Raw genomic sequence first — 17,138 nt, 5'->3', positions numbered from 1 at the left:
TCTATATCTCCTCCAATTTATTCTTGATTTCTTCCATGCACAGCCTGGGGCTGGTAAGGACAGGGCAGCCTGTGATGGAAGCTATCTCGTCTTCCAGATGGGCCATGGATGCCTGGGCAAGGACAATACAGTCATAGCCGCTAAGTTCCCCGGCCTTTTCCCTGAGAATCATGTCGTGCTTCTTCATGTCCATGGCTTTCATGGCATGGAATGCGTCCATGCACACGCAGGTGGATATGTCTGCTTCCCTTCCCGCCTTATCCGCCTCAGCCTTAATCTTTGAGACAGTGGGGCCCACCGTGCTCTCCGCTGTGGCCATGACCATAATGCGCTTTCCGTAGAGGACGCTCCTTCTGGCCATGGCATCGTCAATGGCAATGACGGGAACCCGGATAAAGGGCCGAATCATCTCCACCACAGGGGTCAGCGTGGAGCAGGTGGTGACAATGATATCCGCTCCTGTCAGCTCCTGGGCCTTCATATCGCAGAGCAGGCGGTTGCGGTTCTGTATGGTGAACTCCCCAATCTCGTTGGGATTATTTGCCAGAAAATCGTCCCACAGGTTATGTATCTTCACTTCATATCCCAGGTAATTCCTCAGGCTGTCGTCAAAGCCTGCCGCCACGCTCTTTACTGTATGGATTAATGCTATACTTTTCATGTGATCCTCCGACTCCAACCGGCAGTTGGCGCTGCCAGTTATCTGTTATCAGTTATTATATAAGTTTTCCGTCTTTTTTCCATACACCTTGTCTGCAATGGGCCTCAGGTGGGCGATTGCCCCTTTCGCCGCCTCTTCCATCGAAGGAATCTGAAATATCTCGGTACAGTAATTCCCATCATAACCACATTCCTTAAAGGTGCTCAATATCTTCTCAAAGTCCAGTCCGCAGTGGCCAGGGTACCGCCGGTTGTTGTCCGCCAGATGTACATGAATATTATACGGATTGTAACGGCGGATGGCTTCATATATATCCTTCTCTTCCAGGTTCAGATGGAAGATATCCATCATCAGGCGGAAATTAGGCCGGTCCACCCGGTCAACCATATCCGCTCCCTCTGCCAGGGTATTGATAAAATTTGTCTGCATGATTGTCACTGTCTCAAGCGCGATATTCACTCCCTTTGGCGCCCCATAATCTGCCAATTCCCGGAAGGCTTTCACTGCCAGTTCCTGTGTTTCATCTCTGGTCAGTTGCTTACAATATTGTCCCCGTACCCGGCCAATGTTGATATTCGCCCCAAGATAACTGGCAAAGTCAATGATTTCCTTGCTCCTGCGGATGGCCTCCATACGGATTCTTTCATCCGGATTCGTATAGCTTAAGCCCAACTGCCCGTAAATCTCCCCGGTACACACCAGGACCACAGACAAGCCATTCTTCTCTGCTGTATCCTTAACTTCCTTCCAGTCTAATTCACCGGGATTCAAGGTCATAAGCTCCACCCCGTCATATCCCAGCCTTCCCAGATCCCCGAAACTTTTATCCAGGCTTCCCTGGTATGCTGTCACGGAATCAGCAATCGCCACATCCGGCGTAGCCACCTGATAACATAGTTTCACCTTACACTCCTCCTTACCTTGTTCCTTGCTTACCCTTGTGCACTGAGAGCAGCAGCTTCTGTAAATTATATAATAAGCAAAAAACATGCCAACTCCATTGTTCCCCAATATACATCCTTTTTTTCAATGGAACGTCATGTTTTATGCCCGCTTATTTTGTTTCGTTTTGTTTCAATCGTCTCAGTTGTTTAAATACGTTTAAATGTGTTTCACTAAGCTGTCAACTTTTGTTTCAGCCGGAACATCCAGTGCCAGTGCCGGATGATCGATTATATGATGCCGCATAGCTTCTCTGGCCGCCTGGGAATCATGATTCTGTACTGCTTTCAGAATCAGCCCGTGGTCCTTCCTGCCATGCTCAAACCCAATCATCTCCGTGCCTTCCCTGATGGACATTACCAGCGCATCTTCTATGGTTTTATACATCTGGCACACTAACGTATTATGGGTACATTCTCCCAGAAGACAATGGAACTCAAAATCAATCTCTATGTATTTTTCCAGATTCCCCAGGTTTTGCAGCATCTTTTTATAATTTTTCTCCAGCTTCCTAATCTGAACATCAGTGGCATTTTCCGCAGCCATCTCAGCCACCCCACATTCAAACAGCATCCTGAACTCAAACACTTCTTTCAATTCATCTTCATTTAAGAAAGCAGCCGGCACAGCACTCTGAAAGTAGTTGGCCAGCCCCAGCTGGCCCACATATGATCCTTCCCCCCTCCTGGTTTCCAGAAGTCCCACTGCTGACAACTTCTGAATCGCCTGGCGCACTGTCCCCCGGCTGACTCCAAATACTTCCATAAGCTGATTTTCCGAAGGTATCTTCTCGCCTGGCACCCAAACACCCGACATAATCTGGTCTTTCATCTGATTGTACACCTGGTCTCCAATATTAACTTTCTTGACAGCTTTTAAGTTCATGACAAATACCGCCTTTTTTCTTTTCCTTAAAGTATACCACCTTTTATGCCAGATTTAAACATATCTTCTGTCCGTCAGCAGACAATATTATGGGCATTCTTTCCCTCTAACAGCTGCCTGATTCCCTCCAACAGCTCATGCAGCATGCCAACCCTGACCTCCGCTATATTTGTACAGCAATGAGGCGTGATTACAATATTAGGAAGCTCAGCGATATCAGCCGAGATATTTGGTTCAAACTCATGTACATCCAGCGCCGCCCCCTTAATCTTATGGTTATTAAGGGCATCCACCAGGGCGCGCTCATCTACGATGGCGCCTCTTGACGCATTAATCAGATAGGCAGTCTCCTTCATATGTCCCAGCTTCTCCATGTCTATGTAGTGACGGGTTTCTTCTGTATATGGAATATGGATTGTGACGACATCCGATGTCTCCAGCAGCTCATCCAGGCCCACTGCCTTAGCACCGCATGCCCTGACCGCCTCATCTGGCGCAGGCACCGGCTGATAGAAGACAATTTTCATACCCAGTCCATATGCCTTGCGGGCCACCTCCTGCCCAATCCTTCCAAAACCAATGACACCCAGCGTCTTGCCGTTTAGGAGCATATCCCTGCGGAAAAACAGCTGTCTCGTGCAGACCCGGTCTTTTCTCAGTTCACGGTCATACTGTACGATTCCCCGGCATACGCTCATCATGAGCCCTATCGTCATCTCAGCCGTGGAATCCACCACAGAACGCGGAGCATTCAGCACCCGTATGCCTTTTTTCTTTGCATAGGCCACCTCCACATTATCATAGCCTGACCCCATATTTCCTATGATCCTGAGGCTGTTGCCCTTGTCTATAAGCGCCTGGTCACAGGTATAATCCCCAATACAGATAAAGATATCTGCATCTTCTATGACTCTCTCAGCCTCCTCCCTGGAAAAGCTCTCCATGGAATTTTCAGGTGTAACTACGCGAAGCCCCTGCGTATATTCCTGATAATACTCCTTTGGTATGTTGTGGCTAAATACTATTTTTTTCATCTGCTTATCCTTTCTGTGCCATCCGCCATTTTCTCCGCATATGTGATATGATAGGCCATGACAGCGACAGGATGCCTATGATAATGAACGCTGCCGAGAAGGGCCTCTGGAAGAATATGGAATAGCTTCCCTGGGACATAACCAGACTTCTTCGGAAATTACCTTCTGCCATTGGTCCCAGAATCAGTGCCAGCACAATAGGGGAAAGAGGATATCCCCCCTTTGACATAAAGTAACCAACGATTCCTGCAATCAGCATAATTATGATATCGTAGTAATTGTTATTGATGGCAAAGGAGCCAACGGTACACATTACGATAATCACAGGAACCAGAATCCGTTTGGGAATCGATACAATCTTCACAAACAAGGGCTGTCCTAAAAAACCCAGAACAAGCATAATTACATTAGCTACCATAAAGCCTGCAAACAATGTATACACTGTCTCAGCTTTCGTCAGAAACAACTGTGGACCCGGAGTCAAATTGTGCATCATCAGCGCCCCCAGCATAACAGCGGTGTTGGCGTCTCCCGGTATCCCCAGGGTCAGCAGCGGAATCAGAGCCCCGCCTGTTGTGCCGTTATTGGACGCCTCAGGCGCGGCAATCCCTTCCGGGATACCGGTTCCGAACTTTTCTGGATGCTTTGACCCCCTGCGCTCCATATCGTAGGATACAAAGGCGCTGATATCCCCGCCTGCACCCGGAATAATTCCAATAAAGGTTCCCGTCAGTCCAGCCCTCAGTATGGTGGGAGCAATTGTCTTTAAGTCCTTTAGAGAAGGAAGGGGATTCCTGGTCCTGGCAGCCTTTGTACGCTCCACATAGATTTCCTCCACCGTGAGGAAGCACTGGCTCATAGCAAAGAGACCTACCAGCACAGGTATGAAAGACAGCCCGCCCATAAGATAGGTGGAGCCAAAGGAAAAGCGTGTATAGGCCGTCACATTATCCATACCAATCAAGGATAGCAGCAGGCCTAACATGCCGGACATAAGGCCCTTCACCATGTCTTTGCCGGAGATGCCCGCTATAATGCTCAGTCCGAAAAATGCCAGGGCAAAGGATTCCGGAGCATTGAATTTAAGGGCAATCTGGGCCAGTTGAGGCGCAACCAGAATCAGGACAATCCCGCTTATAATCCCGCCTCCAAAGGAAGCCACCGTAGATATGCCCAGTCCTCTCCCCGCCTCCCCGCGCTCTGTGAATTTATAACCGTCCAGCACTGTGGCTGCGGCAGAAGGAGTGCCTGGGGTATTGATTAGAATTGCTGTGATAGAGCCGCCATAGATGGCTCCGCAGAATATGCCTATAAGCATCAGCATTCCAACATGAGGCGCCATAGAAAAGGTGATTGGCATCAGGAGGGCCACTCCCATTGTGGAGGTAAGACCAGGCATTGCCCCAAAGGATATCCCCATAGCCACCCCGCCCAGTATTGACAGCAGACATACGGGATTTAAAATATTAGATATAACTGTTACAAACATTTATCCTGCCCCCTCTCTAAAATACCCCCTGTGGAAGCTGCACATGCAGCAACACGGAGAACACATAATACAACAGCATGGTGATTCCTAAGGGAACACCCGCCAGTACCAGCTTATTCCTGACTTTGAAAAAGAACAGCATGGTAAAGAGATAGATGGGAGTCATAATCTTAAACCCTATATATTTGAGGGTCCATATGTACACAATCACGGCTGCCACAGACAGCCATACCTTCAGGTTTTCTTTCCTAAACAGAGTAACCTCTCTCTGATTCTCAGGAATCACGGCATTGCGGGAACCGACGAGCTCCAGAACCGATAGAAAGATAACCAGGACCGCCAGGACCTGGGGAAAGAATCCCGGGCCCAGGGCTCCGTTGGAGCCCGGCGGAAACGTTCTTGCTGTAAAAAACGCATACAGGCTGACTGCAGTGAAAACACATGCAATCACATTTGCAATTTTCTTCATAAAGTACCTCCATCTGTGTAGAAAGGGCTGCCTGTGGCAGCCCTTGGGGTTCAATTACTTGACAGCAATGCCCAATGCCTTGGACTGTTCAGCATATACCGCATTTTCTCTGTCCATCATTTCCTTTAATTCATCTGCATTCATATAATTATTCGTGTAATTCTGGGCTTTCATGAATTCCTGGACCGTTTCGTCTGCCAAAGCATATCTGGTAGCTGCATCAATCATGGCCTTTACATCCTCAGACATGCCCTTGGGTGCCAAAAAGCCCCTGAACACCGTCATCTGTGCCGGATAACCGCACTCTGTACCCGTAGGAACATCCGGAAGTTCAGGCAGACGCTCCGGAGAGAAGGAACACAGAATTTTTACCATTCCGCCCTCCACATATGTTTGCACTTCCTGGGCGCTTACCGGAACCGCCTCCACATTGTTGCCTGCCACGGCTACCGCCGCAGGCCCGCCGCCATCGAAGGGAACATGTACCACCTCGATACCTGCTTCCTGTGCAAAGGATGCCGCCAGGATATGCCACACGCCGCCGATTCCGGAATTTCCGATTCTTACTGTATTGGGGTTCGCCTTGCAGTACTCTACAAACTCCTCCACCGTATCGTAGGGCGCGCTGGAATTAACAGAAAGAGCGCCGAAGGTGGAATTAAAATTGCAGATAGGCTCAAAATCTGTATAGTCAAAGCTAACATCGGCTACATATGGCAGGCCCAGAAGTTCTGAGAGTGCTACTGAAATACTGCTGCCGTCATTGGAATCCTGTAATGCAGCAGCATAGCCGATAGCAAAACCGCCGCCCGGCTTGTTCACAACCATAACCGGTACCCCCAGGTACTCCTCCATAGCTGGTGCCATAGCCCTTAACAGAAGATCTGTTCCGCCACCGGCCCCTGCGGGACAGGTGATGGTAAGAGATGAGGCCGGATAGTTATCGATAGGTGTCATATCTGTGCCGTGGACGTCTCCTGAGCCTTTGCTTCCCCCCGTGGTTTCAGTATCTGCCTTGCCTGCTTCCTCTACCTGGATATCGGTTTCCTGCGCTGCTGTGGCCGCTGCCGTTGCTGTGGACTGTCCTCCTTGGCATCCTGTGATGACAGAAGAAGCCATAACTGCCACTAATGCGCCTGCAGCCAGGGTATTCCATGTTTTCTTTCTCATATCCTCTCTCCTTTTCATTTCTTTTCATGTATAACCGCAAACCTGTATATGTATTTCGTTAGCCGCTATATGTTGTCAGTTATGGGTTAACGGTTGTCCTACATGTATTAGCTGGTAAGGCCATTTTAGCAATACTGTTCTGGTTTGTCAACCAACACATCTCCCTAATTTCCCCAATATTTTTGTGCACTTTATACATATTGTTTAAATATATTATTTTCTTATTAACAATATTGACTTTATTTTTTAGAATGTGTTATGATTGTAACTGTGCTTTTGTACACCTCTTTTTCTCTCCTTCCATTAGCTGGGAACAAATTGAGAGAGGAGTTTTTATGATGTTCTTTAGTGATTATGTTTGTTTTGGCATCAGTCCTTCCATGTTGTATCCATTGTCCTTTGAGGATGAGCTGGAACATTTCAGTGCAGTCGACCAGTGCTGCCAGTTTCCCGAATATGAATGCTTCGAGACCTTTCTCCCATCCGATGCCGGACTGAGAAAGGCAGAAATCAAACGGATGAAGGAACACAACAAAGTACTCAACTATAATACTCCGGGATATTTCCAACTGGATGGGATGTATAACGCATCCAGCGATGACCCAGCCTTCAGACAACATGCCCTGACAGCCATGAAGGAACAGATTGACTATGCTTCTGAGGCGGGTTGCTCCCTCATCGTCCTGACCGGAACACCGGATCAGGGAGACAGCAGACGCCCAGTCCTTCTGGAACGGTACAGTGAATTTTTCCTGAAATGCGCCGCACACGCCGCACAGTATAATATGACGGTATCCATCGAGCCGATTGAGCGCGGACGCTTTAAGAATCTGATTCTGGGCCCCACGTGGGAATGTGCAGCTTTCATTAAGGATATGCAGGAAAAGGGCGCTTCCAACGCTAAACTCATACTGGATATTGCCCACCTTCCACTGATGGGCGAGGAAATTGGCGGCGCGGTGAAGTCCTGTATGGAAGCCGGTCTTGCTCACGTTCACATGGGCAATGCCGTACTGGAACAAACCAGCCAATTCTATGGCCACACCCATCCGCCAATAGGGGTCCAGCATGGCTGTTATGACTGTCAGGAACTGACTCTCCAATTCAAAGCACTCTTGACATCCGGTTATATCCCCGCTTTTCCCGGCCCGGTCCGTCCCACCATCTCCCTGGAAGTCCGGCCCTATCCCGGTGTATCCGGACGCACCTCAGCCAGGGTTATGTACGAAAAGGTATCCTCCGCATTTATGGCCGCACTGGAGCAGCACTGTAATCACTGATGTATTTTAAATGGGCTGCTGCACCTGATTTTTTTCATTGGTGCAGCAGCCCATTTTACAGCGTATTCATATCATTTTTCAGTCTTACTGGATTCCGTTGGCAGCCATGAAGTCCTTTTCATAGGTTGTCACGTATTCCGTTGCGGCGGCAGTATCCATATAGTTGCCAATCAGTTTGTTCTTTTCCAGATAATCATTCTTCCATGTATCGGTCTCAGCCACCTTGCCCAGCTGCCCGCTCCAGTAAGCCACAGCAGCATCACTCATGGCCGCAGGGGCTGCCACGCCGCGCCATACAGGGACTTCCACATTTTCATAGTCTCCGATTTCGCTCAGTGTAGGGGCGTCTGCCAGGTTGCCGGTATACCGTTCCGTGGACAGTGCCAGCACAGGAATCAGGGAACCGGCTGTCACATACTCAGAAGCAGCCGCAGGCTTGGAGATAACAAATTCCACATGGCCTCCCAGGGCTGCCGTGATGGCGTCGCCAGTGGAGTCATAGGTGATATAGGACATCACATCCTTGCTGATTCCGATTTCCTCCAGCATGGCATCATAGGTAGCGATATCATCTCCCTTGGACCCGCCGATGACGATCTTTGTACCGTTCTTGGCAGCCTCGATTGCCTCCTTGAAATCAGCATACTTTGTCTGCTCCCCCTTGAAAATAAGCTGCTTGTCAACAGCCATAACAGCCAGGATACGGAAATTGGAAGAACGGTTCTTTGTATTCTGGACCATGGGCATTAAATCGCCGCTGTTAAATGTGAGAAGGGTATAGTCAGCCTTGCTCCCCTTGGTGGTAGCCACTTCGTTTCTGCCGATTTCACCGCTTCCATCCGTCTTATTGGTGACAATGATGGGCTGTCCATTGACAAGGTTTTCCTTTGTCATGATATCGGATATCATTCGTGTATAGATGTCGCTGCCGCCGCCCGGACTGGATGTAACGGTCCAGTTAATGGTTTCCTTTGGTGTGAATGTGCCGTCACTGCTGACTGCCTTGCCTGTACACCCGGTTACTGCTGATACTGCCATAAGAGCTGCCATTGCCATTACAATACTTCTTTTCTTCATTATTAAATACCTCCTCAATCCATGTTCATGAATGTATGAACAAACCTGCATGTTACCTTCGTTATTTTATTTTTGGAATATTACGTTTGCTGTATCAGCTGCAAAATCATTCCAGCCTTATCTGGATGCCTTTGCCTTTTTAAGTATGGCCTTTACCACAGGCGTACAGATAAACCCCAGGAAAATCAGCATCAGCACACATGTAATGGGTCTTGTAAAGAAAATGCTCAGGCTTCCCCCAGATATGATAAATGCCTTTCGCATATTGGACTCCAGCAGCTTAGCTAACACAAAGGACAAAAGCATGGGAGCCGTGGGATAATCATTCTTCACCAGCAGATATCCCAGTATGCCTGACAGAAACATAATCAGCACACCATACATGGAATAGCTGGAACTGTAGGACCCTACCACACACACAATGGTAATAATGGGAATCATGTACTTCACAGGCACGGACAATATCTGAATCAGAAACGGAATAACGCCGATTGCCACTGCCAGTGCAAATATGTTGGAGAGGAACAGGGATGCAATAAGGCCCCACGTGAATTCCGGTTCATTGGTAAACAGGAGAGGTCCCGGATTGAGTCCCCACATCATCAGGCCGCCTAAAAGCACTGCGCCTGTGCCGCTTCCCGGTATGCCCAGGGCCAAAAGCGGTGCAAATGCGCCGGCCGCGGCCGCATTGTTTGCAGCCTCGCTGGCCGCAATGCCTTCTATGGCGCCGGTTCCCAGCTCTTCCTCGTTCTTAAACTTTTTCTGGGCCGCATATCCCATGAAGGCGCCGGTGGTTGCCCCTGCTCCCGGAAGCACGCCCACAAAGGTTCCCATGACGCCGGAGCGCAGGGCAGGCGGCAGCAGACGTTTAAAATCATGCTTTGTCAGAAGGCTCCCCCGGATGGTGAGTTTCATGTGAGGCTCTGATTTCACCTCATTGCTGCGCTCCATGACCAGTTTGATAACCTGTGAAAAGCCCACTGTACCGATAATGAATGGCGTAAATGGAATGCCTCCCAGCAGATACATGCTGCCAAAATCATATCTGGGCGAGCCTGACAGAGTGTCCATGCCAATGCTTGCCAGCAGAATACCCAGCATGGTAATCACCACTCCCTTGATGGGATTCTCTCCCACCAGCCAGCTGATGGACGTCATGGCGATAAGAAGCAGGGCCGTCATCTCAGATGGGCCGAACTTAAGGCCGATATCCGCCAGGGCAGGTCCTGTAAAGGTCAGGATGATGATACCGATGGTTCCTCCGATAAAGGAGGCCATATTAGCCGTAAACAACGCCTGTCCGGGACGCTTCTTTTTGGAAGCCATTGGGTAGCCGTCCATGGCCGTGCAGATGGCCGGTGAATCTCCAGGAATATTTAACAGGATTGCGCTGAAGGCACCGCCATACATATTGGAGTAATACAAAGCTCCCAGCATAATGATGGCAGTGGTCGGGTTAAACTTGTAGGTCAGCGGAAGCAGCAGGGCCACACCGGCCAGACTTCCGATACCGGGCATTGCCCCCACCACAAGGCCCAGAACCGCTCCCAAAAGGGCGGCACCCACATTGCTGAAGGTGAACAGCGTGGAGAAGCCGTGCATTAACAGTTGAATATTTTCCATTTTGTTTACCCCCTTCTACAAGAATGCTTCGAAAAGCCCCATTGGAAAATGGACCCCCAGCCACAGCCGGAACACGCCGATGGAAATGGCCATACAGACAGCAAGGACAATGAGGGTTTCCTTCCATCCGGACTTCTCAAACACCTTCAGCCACAGTATCACGAACAAATAGCAGCTGGGCAGCAAACCTATGATAAAGGAACCTGCTATGATTCCCGCTCCCCCGGCTATAACCACCATCTCATCCCGCTCATACCTGGCAGCCTTCTCTTCCTTCAGGGACCGGAAGAAAGAAGCGATGCTTGCCAGGAACATAACAATAGCCATGATGGCCGGGAAGAAACCGGGCTGAGGCCCGTCCACATCCTTCCAGAACCCCAGCTGTGTAAAACCAACCACAGCGAATACCACAGCAACTGCCGCCAACACCAAGGGTACAATCTGCTTTGTACCTATTTTTTTCATGTAAACCCCTCCCTTTTATCAGCAGCCTTTCAGATGGACAGCCATCTTGGCAGCCATCTTGACCGCATTCTCAAATGCCGAAGTCTTGACAATTCCCTTTCCTGCAATATCGTAGGCCGTGCCATGGGCGCATGTGACGATTGGCGCCGGAAGGCCTCCCGCAATGGTGATGCCCTGGTCAAATCCCTTCAGCTTAAGCGCAATCTGACCCTGGTCATGATACATGGTCACCACTCCGTCAAAATCCCCGTTAAATGCCTTGATGAACAGAATATCGGACGGGAAGGGTCCGTTGGCGTCAATTCCCATCTCCCTTGCCTTCTCAATGGCCGGTGCAATCACATCGATTTCCTCCCTGCCGCACTTTCCGCCCTCGCCGCAGTGAGGATTCAGGGCAGCCAGGGCAAGCCTTGGCTTCTCAATGCCGGAATTCTTAAGAGAAACATTTGCCAGCCTTATGGCTCTCATGATGGTATCCACGGTAAGGCTCTCGCTGACCTTGCTGATCGGAATATGGCTGGTTGTCCTTGTGGTCCACAGATCTCCCAGCACATTGATTTCCCCAAATGGATCCGTGTGTCCAAAGAGGTGGGCCATGTAATGGTGTTCGCTCTCAAAAGGACACCCGGCCTGAATCATCGCCTGCTTATTTAACGGAGCAAAGCAGAATCCGTCAATGCTGCCGGCCTGGTAAAGCTCAATGGCTGTTTTTAACATGTTCAGGCATGCGCGCCCGCTGTCAATGCTGATGTTTGCAAACGGAACCTGCTCAGGGTCCACGTCCCTTTGGTCCAGGACAGGCATTCCCTTGGTCCAGTCTGCTTCCTCCACCTTGTTTATAATCTGCACCGGGATTTCCAGGCCGCATATCCTGGCACCTCTCTCAAATACCCTGGCATCTCCGATTACCACCGGACGGCAGTACTCATCATAAAATCTGGAAGCTGCCAGCTTGGCAATGATTTCCGGCCCTACGCCGGCTGCATCTCCTAATAAGATTCCTAAAATTGGTTTACCGCTCATAAAAAAATCATCCTTCCTTCTATTTTTGGTTTTTATTTCTGCTCTTGACTTATGCCTATATTAAAAGCAAAAAGCGTGCCAAACTTTTCAGGAAGAACGATTTTTTATATTTTACTTCCGGGAACCCTTTATTTTCGTTATGCATTTTGCATATAACGTCATCATTTATCCCCATATGTATTCGTACTTTTCACGGCATAAATGTTTCATCATCTCTACCACGTTTTATTTTTGTTTCATAACGTTTTTCTGTTTCACAGTGTTTCTCTGTTTCAAATCATCCCATCAGCCTGGCCTTCAATGTCATCCGCCTAACCTTCAATGCCATATTTTTTCATTTTCCTCCATAGAGTGCTCTTATTAATCCCCAGATACGCGGCTGTCCTGCCTCTGTGATAACCGCACATCTCAAGGGCATCCTCCACTGCCTGCCTCTGCGCATCCTCCAGACGGGGGACGCGGCGGCCCGCGGCCGATGCCGGTACATGATTCCCGGATGCCGGCAAAACCATACCGTTGGAACTGCCATCTGCATGCCGGCTGTCTGCCGGTTTCCCATTTTCCCACTCTCCCGGAAGAGCCTGGAGTACGTCCTCTGCCCCTGCCCTTGTTTTCTCGCAGAGAATGCAGATACGCTCACAGAAATTGCGCATTTCCCTCACATTACCCGGCCAGCCATAACGCATCAGAAGTTCCCTGCCCTCCTGGGATATTGTCTCCAGCCTGCTTCCTGTTCTCTCGTGTTCAAAACGCACCATCCGGTCCGCCAGATAAAGGATGTCTGTTTTCCGTCTTCTGAGGGGCGGAAGATTGAGTTCAAGCACATCCAGACGATACAGCAAATCCTCCCTGAAATTCCCCTGTGCCACCTCTTTCTTTAAATCCCTGTTGGTAGCGCAGATAACGCGCACATCAATGGGAATCACCGTATCATTGCCCAGACGGATGATTTCCCTTTCCTGTATGACTCTCAGAAGACGGCTCTGAAGCTTTGGTGATATGTCGCCTATCTCATCCAGAAAAATGGTTCCCTTATGGGCAATCTCAAAAAACCCCATTTTTCCGCCCTTGGACGCTCCGGTAAAGGCCCCTTCCACATAGCCAAAGAGTTCGCTCTCCAACAGATTCTCCGGCAATGCCGCGCAGTTAATTGCCACAAAAGGCCCCTTCCTTCTGCGGCTGGAGTTGTGAATGCTCTGGGCAAACAGTTCCTTTCCCGTACCCGTTTCCCCATGAATCAGTATGTTGGAATCTGAGTAGCTGAATTTCACGGCCTGGCTGATAACCGCCTCCATGCAGCTGTCCCTGTAAAGTATGTGGGAAAAGTCATACTTGGCCGTAAAGCCGTCCGAATGCATCCGCTTGCGCAGCTTCCCCTCCTCTGCCTGTATCTGTTCCGTTCCCTGGAAGGTGAGCACACAGCCGAACTCCTCCGAGTCACCGGCCACAGGCACACAATTGACCAGCACCTGTTTTCCTCCGAACCTGCATACCTCTGACAGGATTTTCTGTTTATCCCGGATAACACTGTCAAAATCAATATCCGGAAAGAAATCCTTTATATGCTCTCCTGCCAGCGAAATCTTCCTGTCCTTCATATAGGCATGGCAGCATGTATTGGCAAGGGTTATGATTCCCTTCCGGTTGACGGAAATGATTCCCTGGAAGGAGTAATTCATGATATTTGCTATCTCATCCCTTTTCTGTCTCTCATAGCGGGTGAGATGGGCCACTGCTATGGCCTCTGAAATGGCATGGTTTACTGCCTCGATTCCTGAATGAATCATGGCGGCCGGCATCCCCAGACGCTCTGCAATCTGGACCGTGGAATATCCCCCCACGATAGCCTGGTTCCCGTCCTTCAGGGCCTGGTACACCGCCATCTCCAGCTTGGTTTCGTCGTCCTCCGCATAACAGCTCAGCTCCAGATTGGGAAACAGGTGGCACATCTGCTCAGCCCCATACACCATATTGAAGGCTCCCACCACGGCAATCCTTTCAATATTCCCCTTCTGCATACATTCATTAACTGCCTTCATTACATCGTATCCCGTGGATTTAAGCTCTGCGCATGGAATGTTCTTGCGCTTCAGGGTATGGGCCGTAAATCCCCTGGCTATGACCACGTCCGCCACCACCTGTTCCAGCCTGTTATTGTAGAAATCCTGTATTACCTCATACTGGATGGCTTCCGATTCAGGCCGTTCCCGGAATACCTGCTCAATGACAGGCAGAATATCCGGATATGGTGCAAAAAATACAATTTTAATCACGTTCATATACCTCCCATTGTCCATATTATCCTGTATATTGTATTTTTGCAATCATAAAATTGCATTTAATTGTTAAATCGCAATCTATATGCAATTTTATATATTCCAACTTTTTATCTGTTTCCCCTTTTTTCTTATGCAAATAGTACATATTCTCTCATACTTTTTTAGTTGTTTTAAATAAAATTCTATTCTGTTTCCTCCGCAAATGCTTTTTTGGCACAACAATTGCTTTTTTAATCAGTCAGCAGCATTGCAATGGCATGTAAAAACAACCAGAAGCTGACGCAGCTCATATGGCCAGTGAGCATGGCAGCCCACGTAAAGGAGAAGAGATTTATGAGGATATTAGCGACAATGAAACGTTTTCCGGCAGGAGTGATGGTGATTCCCCTCCTCCTTGGATGTGCAATGAATACCTTTTTCCCCAACGCCCTCACCATCGGCGGTTTTACTTCAGGCCTGTTCAAGAACGGGGTTCCCACCCTGATTGGCCTGTTTCTGTTCTGCAGCGGCGCCACTATTGATGTAAAGATGGCCGGCAGCACTGTATGGAAAGGCGTTGTCCTCACCGCCCTTAAGTTCTTTATCGGTTTTGGCCTGGGACTTCTGCTCAATGCACTGTTTGGCGAAGCAGGATTCCTGGGACTGGCGCCCCTGGCTGTCATCGGAGCCGTAACAAATTCCAACGGCGTTATCTACGCCACCCTGGCAGGCGAATTTGGCGATGAAACAGATGTGGGAGCCACCTCCATCCTTGCACTCAATGACGGTCCCTTTTTTACCATGATTGCATTGGGCGCTTCCGGCATGGGCAACTTCCCCATTACAGACATCATTGCCAGCATCATCCCCATGGTTATCGGGTTCATCATCGGCAATCTGGACCACGAGTGGAGAAAAATTCTGGCCACCGGCATGATTCTTCTTCCCCCATTTAACGGCTTTGCCCTGGGTGCGGGCATGAACTTCAACAATATTCTCAGAGCGGGTATTTCCGGAATTGTGCTGGGTCTCCTTACTGTGCTGGCCACCGGCCTTCTCACCTTCTTCCTCTACAGCGCCCTCCGCAGGAAGGCGGACCCCATGGGCGCTGCCATCGGCACCACGGCCGGGGTGGCCACTACCACGCCCACAGCCGTAGCCATGGCCGATCCATCCTTCCAGCCCCAGGTGGAAACTGCCACTGCCCAGACAGCTGCCGCCGTGGTAATCACAGCCTTGCTTTGCCCGCTGCTGGTATCCTGGCTGGCCAAGGTGTCCCGTAAGTGGAATAAGGCCCACGGCATAGTCACAGACATACCCGCCCCTGAGCCGGAGGGCTGCAAAGCCCAGCCCGCGGCAACTGCTGATTTTGACTAAATCGGATAGTGATTAGATATAAGCCTATTAGTTGTACAATGATTAGGCGGACCATTAGATAGGTGATGAAACAGATGATATTGACAGACGGAGGAAACAGACAGACATGAACCGAACCATATTAAATGCAGGAATGATTTTATGCGGGGAACAGCTTACTCCCATGGAGAACGGCTCCCTTATCATTGAGGACGGAATAATCGGGGAAATCCTGCCCCAGGAGGCCAGGGAGGCCTTGTCCATAGAAGATGCAGAAGAAATCAGCCTTCCGCACATGACCCTGATGCCGGGCATGATAGAGTGCCACAACCACCTGTGCATCGATGCCACCCTTCCGAAACACCTGGAACTGCTGGCCTGGAGCAACGAATGCCAGCTGACCCTGCTGGCATTAAAGGGACTTAAGGAAGACCTGATGAGCGGTGTAACCACAGCCCGGTGCATGGGGGATAAGTACTACATAGACGTGACCCTGAAGAAGCTGATTGAGGACGGAAAGGTTGATGGTCCCCGTCTCCTGGCAGCGGGCATCGGCATGAAGGGAAGCCACGGAGCGGGCCACATCGGAATGCCCCACTGCGGAGCCGAGGAAATCCGGCATACCTGCCGCGAGAACCTGAAAAAAGGCGCAGACCTGCTGAAGCTTTTCATAACCCCCGGTGTTCCGGATCCCTTCAGCACCTTTGTGCCGAGCTTTCTCAGCCTGGAGGAAATCTCCGTTGCAGTCAGCGAAGGCGCACGCCTGGGCATCCCCACTGCCGCCCACTGTATCGGCGGCCAGGGCCTGAAAGACTGCATTGACGGAGGGGTGGATGTGATTGAGCACATGTATATGGCTACGGAACAGGACGTGGAGCGGCTGGCTGCATCCCGCTGTGTGGTGGACCTGACCTCCGGTATTTTCTTAGACCCCAGCCGGGAGGAATTCCTCTCACCCGCCAATGCCCTGAAGGTAAGGCAGAACCGCAGCCGGGTCCGCGAAAATGTGACCCGCATCATCAAGGCCCGTCTCCCCTTTGTCCTGGGAACAGACGCTTATCACGGCCTTCTGTACCGGGAGGTAGGATATGCCGTGGAACTTGGAGCCGACCCTGTAACCGCCATCCAGGGCGTCACCTCCCACGCGGCCAAAGTCTGCCGCCTGGAAAACAGAATCGGAAAGCTGGAAAACGGCCTGGAAGCAGATATCATTGCCGTGGAGGGAAACCCCCTGGAGGATGTATCCCGCCTTTCACAGGTAGGACTGGTGATGAAGGGCGGCGTGATTTACAGACAGCCTTAGGGGACACCTGGGTATACAGAAAGTATAGTTTCAGAATGCAGTTTCAGAAGCGCAGTTTCAAGTGACTACTGTCACCGGAACTGCGCCTTCTGTCATAACACAT

General features: G+C 50.0%; 15 protein-coding genes. 3 read left to right on the top strand and 12 right to left on the bottom strand.

From position 1 onward, the window contains the following. Position 1 precedes the first annotated feature (1 nt). From G614_RS0103585 to G614_RS0103550, 7 genes are all read right to left on the bottom strand, one after another. Complete coding sequence (locus G614_RS0103585; RefSeq protein WP_027640834.1) at positions 2–661, bottom strand: aspartate/glutamate racemase family protein; 660 nt, start codon at positions 659–661, stop codon at positions 2–4. A 48-nt stretch (positions 662–709) separates the two neighbouring features. Further along, positions 710–1,564 (bottom strand): sugar phosphate isomerase/epimerase family protein, encoded by an 855-nt coding sequence (locus G614_RS0103580; protein ID WP_027640833.1) that lies wholly within the window; start codon positions 1,562–1,564, stop codon positions 710–712. A gap of 198 nt (positions 1,565–1,762) precedes the next feature. Beyond that, positions 1,763–2,488: a FadR/GntR family transcriptional regulator gene (locus G614_RS0103575; RefSeq protein WP_027640832.1), complete on the bottom strand. Its 726-nt coding sequence runs from the start codon at positions 2,486–2,488 to the stop codon at positions 1,763–1,765. A 74-nt stretch (positions 2,489–2,562) separates the two neighbouring features. Further along, entirely contained in the window at positions 2,563–3,522 is a 960-nt protein-coding gene (locus G614_RS0103570; protein WP_027640831.1) for an NAD(P)-dependent oxidoreductase, read from the bottom strand. A 4-nt stretch (positions 3,523–3,526) separates the two neighbouring features. Next, on the bottom strand, positions 3,527–5,011 hold the full coding sequence (locus G614_RS0103565) for a tripartite tricarboxylate transporter permease (protein WP_027640830.1): 1,485 nt from the start codon (positions 5,009–5,011) through the stop codon (positions 3,527–3,529). A gap of 16 nt (positions 5,012–5,027) precedes the next feature. After that, complete coding sequence (locus tag G614_RS0103560; protein WP_027640829.1) at positions 5,028–5,480, bottom strand: tripartite tricarboxylate transporter TctB family protein; 453 nt, start codon at positions 5,478–5,480, stop codon at positions 5,028–5,030. A 54-nt stretch (positions 5,481–5,534) separates the two neighbouring features. Beyond that, the gene (locus G614_RS0103550; RefSeq protein ID WP_027640828.1) at positions 5,535–6,650 is read right to left on the bottom strand and encodes a Bug family tripartite tricarboxylate transporter substrate binding protein; all 1,116 of its coding nucleotides are present in this window, start codon (positions 6,648–6,650) and stop codon (positions 5,535–5,537) included. Between the two features lie 335 nt (positions 6,651–6,985). Between G614_RS0103550 and G614_RS0103545 the strand changes: the two genes are divergently transcribed. Beyond that, complete coding sequence (locus tag G614_RS0103545) at positions 6,986–7,930, top strand: sugar phosphate isomerase/epimerase family protein (RefSeq protein WP_236945725.1); 945 nt, start codon at positions 6,986–6,988, stop codon at positions 7,928–7,930. Positions 7,931–8,014: 84 nt separating this feature from the next. On the opposite strand, the gene G614_RS0103540 is transcribed toward G614_RS0103545, so the two are convergent. The 5 genes from G614_RS0103540 to G614_RS0103520 all read right to left on the bottom strand — a co-directional run bounded on the left by G614_RS0103540 (position 8,015) and on the right by G614_RS0103520 (position 14,415). Beyond that, positions 8,015–9,007: a Bug family tripartite tricarboxylate transporter substrate binding protein gene (locus G614_RS0103540; protein ID WP_027640826.1), complete on the bottom strand. Its 993-nt coding sequence runs from the start codon at positions 9,005–9,007 to the stop codon at positions 8,015–8,017. A gap of 117 nt (positions 9,008–9,124) precedes the next feature. Then, positions 9,125–10,630, bottom strand: coding sequence for a tripartite tricarboxylate transporter permease (locus G614_RS0103535; RefSeq protein WP_027640825.1), 1,506 nt, complete (start codon positions 10,628–10,630; stop codon positions 9,125–9,127). Between the two features lie 15 nt (positions 10,631–10,645). After that, on the bottom strand, positions 10,646–11,095 hold the full coding sequence (locus G614_RS0103530) for a tripartite tricarboxylate transporter TctB family protein (protein WP_027640824.1): 450 nt from the start codon (positions 11,093–11,095) through the stop codon (positions 10,646–10,648). Between the two features lie 18 nt (positions 11,096–11,113). Next, positions 11,114–12,118, bottom strand: a complete 1,005-nt coding sequence (locus G614_RS0103525) for a PdxA family dehydrogenase (RefSeq protein ID WP_027640823.1) — start codon at positions 12,116–12,118, stop codon at positions 11,114–11,116. Between the two features lie 311 nt (positions 12,119–12,429). Further along, the gene (locus G614_RS0103520; protein WP_044917380.1) at positions 12,430–14,415 is read right to left on the bottom strand and encodes a sigma 54-interacting transcriptional regulator; all 1,986 of its coding nucleotides are present in this window, start codon (positions 14,413–14,415) and stop codon (positions 12,430–12,432) included. Between the two features lie 315 nt (positions 14,416–14,730). Between G614_RS0103520 and G614_RS0103515 the strand changes: the two genes are divergently transcribed. Together G614_RS0103515 and G614_RS0103510 are read left to right on the top strand one after the other, a co-directional pair. After that, positions 14,731–15,753, top strand: a complete 1,023-nt coding sequence (locus tag G614_RS0103515) for a 2-keto-3-deoxygluconate permease (protein WP_027640821.1) — start codon at positions 14,731–14,733, stop codon at positions 15,751–15,753. A gap of 106 nt (positions 15,754–15,859) precedes the next feature. After that, on the top strand, positions 15,860–17,035 hold the full coding sequence (locus tag G614_RS0103510) for an amidohydrolase family protein (protein ID WP_027640820.1): 1,176 nt from the start codon (positions 15,860–15,862) through the stop codon (positions 17,033–17,035). The last annotated feature ends 103 nt before the right edge of the window (positions 17,036–17,138 follow it).

The organism is [Clostridium] clostridioforme AGR2157 (assembly GCF_000424325.1).
Taxonomy (GTDB): domain Bacteria; phylum Bacillota; class Clostridia; order Lachnospirales; family Lachnospiraceae; genus Enterocloster; species Enterocloster clostridioformis_A.
This window is presented reverse-complemented; position numbering and strand designations above follow the sequence as displayed.